Here is a 2,071-nt window from a genome sequence, read left to right as displayed (position 1 = left end):
GCCGCTCAAAGCGTCATTTCCATACGCAAATTCGGGCCACAAACCGCGCCTCGCGGTCTTGCCCGAACAAATGGCAGAGGAAGCGGAAGCCGCTTCATGCACGCCGGAAATGTCTTTTCGCTCGCAAAACGAACCCTGTTTGAGGCAAACTCCAAAGCGTGTCGCTTCGGAAGGGAGAGCCTCACATCGGTTCTGACTGGGCGGCTTCTACTCGCAAGCCTGTTGCCCGTCAACCCCGGGCCGCCAAATATTACGTGGAAACCGAGGCTTGGCAGCCATGCGAAAAGCGCATGTAATTTTCTTTCGCCATTTTGCAAGGGGAAGGAAGAAAGTGACCGGCTTTCGGCTGTTGCGCAGCCATGCTTCATGCGAAAAAGGCGGCATGAACAGCGCAAATCCCCCCGCCCGGAGGAATCGGCCCGTGAACGACAATGATGAGCGCCCGGTCACCATCATCACCGGCCGGGCATGGAAAAAGAAGGGCGGCAGGCCGGAAGGCGTCCACCTCATGCTGGTCGCGCCCGACGACGATTCGGCGGTGCGCCGGGCGCTCGAATCGCTCGCGGCCGAAGGCTATGCCGAGGCGGAGCTCGACCAGATCGGCGACCTGGACGGCGTGCCCGACGAAGAGCCACACCTGTCCGCCTATCAGGGCGCGCTCGAAGGCGAAGTCTCGATCGTCACCTTCGACGTGCCAGTCTGAAGCAGGCCCAGTCTGGAGCAGGGCCAGTCTGAAGCAGGGCCGATCTGTTCGGGGTCTGTCTGAAACGAAGCCGATCTCGGCAGCCTGCGGGCAAGCTCCTGCCGCTTGCCCGACATCGGTTCTCTGCTAAGAACCATCGCTGCCAAGAGCAATTCATTTCCAATCCGCGGAGTCTCCCATGTCCAGGAACAACGACCCCATCAAGCTCGGCATCGTCGGGGTAGGAAAGATCGTCCGCGACCAGCATCTGCCGGCCTTGGCGAAGGACCAGGCCTACCGCCTCGTCGCCGCCGCCAGCCGGCACGGCAAGGTGGACGACATCCCGAATTTCCCAACCATCGAGGCGATGCTCGACGCCGTGCCGGAGCTCGAGGCCGTATCGCTCTGCATGCCGCCGCAGTTCCGCTATGACGCCGCGCGGACAGCGCTGGAAGCGAAAAAACATGTTTTCCTGGAAAAACCGCCCGGAGCCACGGTCAGCGAGGTCGAAGACCTGAAAGCACTGGCCGCGGCAAACGGCGTCTCGCTGTTCGCCAGCTGGCATTCGCGCTATGCGCCGGCGGTGGAAGCCGCGCGTGCATTTCTCGGCTCGACCCAGATCAGCTCAGCAGCCATCAACTGGAAGGAGGACGTGCGCCGCTGGCACCCGAACCAGGACTGGATCTGGGCGCCAGGCGGCTTCGGCGTGTTCGATCCCGGCATCAACGCGCTGTCGATTGCGACCCACATATTGCCGGCGATGTTCATCACCTCGGCAATTCTCGATTTTCCCGAAAACCGCGCGGCCCCAATCGCTGCACATATCGCCTTCCGCACCTCGAACGGCTTGCCGGTGACGATGGAGCTCGACTGGCGCCAGACCGGCCCGCAAAGCTGGGACATCCTAGCCGAGACGGACAAGGGCGCGATGGTGCTTTCGGGCGGCGGCTCAAAACTAGCGGTCGACGGCCGTGTCGTTCACGACGAGCCGGAAGCGGAGTATCCGATGCTCTACAAGCGCTTCGCCGAGATCGTGCGCGCCGGCGTGTCCGACGTCGACCTCGCCCCGCTGCAGCATGTCGCAGACGCCTTCATGCTCGGCAAGCGCAATTTGGTGGAAGCGTTTTTCGATTAAGCCGCGACGCTGTAAAGAGTGGCCGTCGCCTCCGGTCCTGACCATCTTGCAAGCGCCGCGCCGCCCCACATCTGCCTGCCGGCATCTTTTCCCGTGAACGGAGGAGATGCCGGCATCAAAGATTTCGTCAATCTCCGGCGTCGCAGAAGAGCGCCAAGACTGCGGCCAGGTTCTTTCTCCCCGTTCACGGGGAGAACTGCCCGGCAGGGCAATGAGGGGCGGCGCTGGACGATCGAAATAAGTCACAACAGTCC

The 2,071-nt window shown here is 62.4% G+C and carries 2 protein-coding genes; both read left to right on the top strand.

The window, feature by feature from the left end:
- The first annotated feature begins 421 nt into the window (after positions 1-421).
- Entirely contained in the window at positions 422-703 is a 282-nt protein-coding gene (locus EOA86_RS32260; RefSeq protein ID WP_029352173.1) for a hypothetical protein, read from the top strand.
- A 178-nt stretch (positions 704-881) separates the two neighbouring features.
- Positions 882-1,817, top strand: coding sequence for a Gfo/Idh/MocA family oxidoreductase (locus EOA86_RS32255; protein WP_128345298.1), 936 nt, complete (start codon positions 882-884; stop codon positions 1,815-1,817).
- Positions 1,818-2,071: the final 254 nt, after the last annotated feature.

This window comes from Mesorhizobium sp. M5C.F.Ca.IN.020.32.2.1 (assembly GCF_004023105.1).
GTDB classification, from domain to species: Bacteria; Pseudomonadota; Alphaproteobacteria; order Rhizobiales; family Rhizobiaceae; genus Mesorhizobium; species Mesorhizobium wenxiniae.
Note: the sequence above shows the minus strand (reverse complement) of the source record. Positions and strands in the feature narration are given on the sequence as shown.

Coding starts and splice junctions, on each gene's coding strand:
- EOA86_RS32255 (WP_128345298.1), top strand. CDS start 882: ATGTCCAGGAACAACGACCCCATCAAGCTCGGCATCGTCGGGGTAGGA.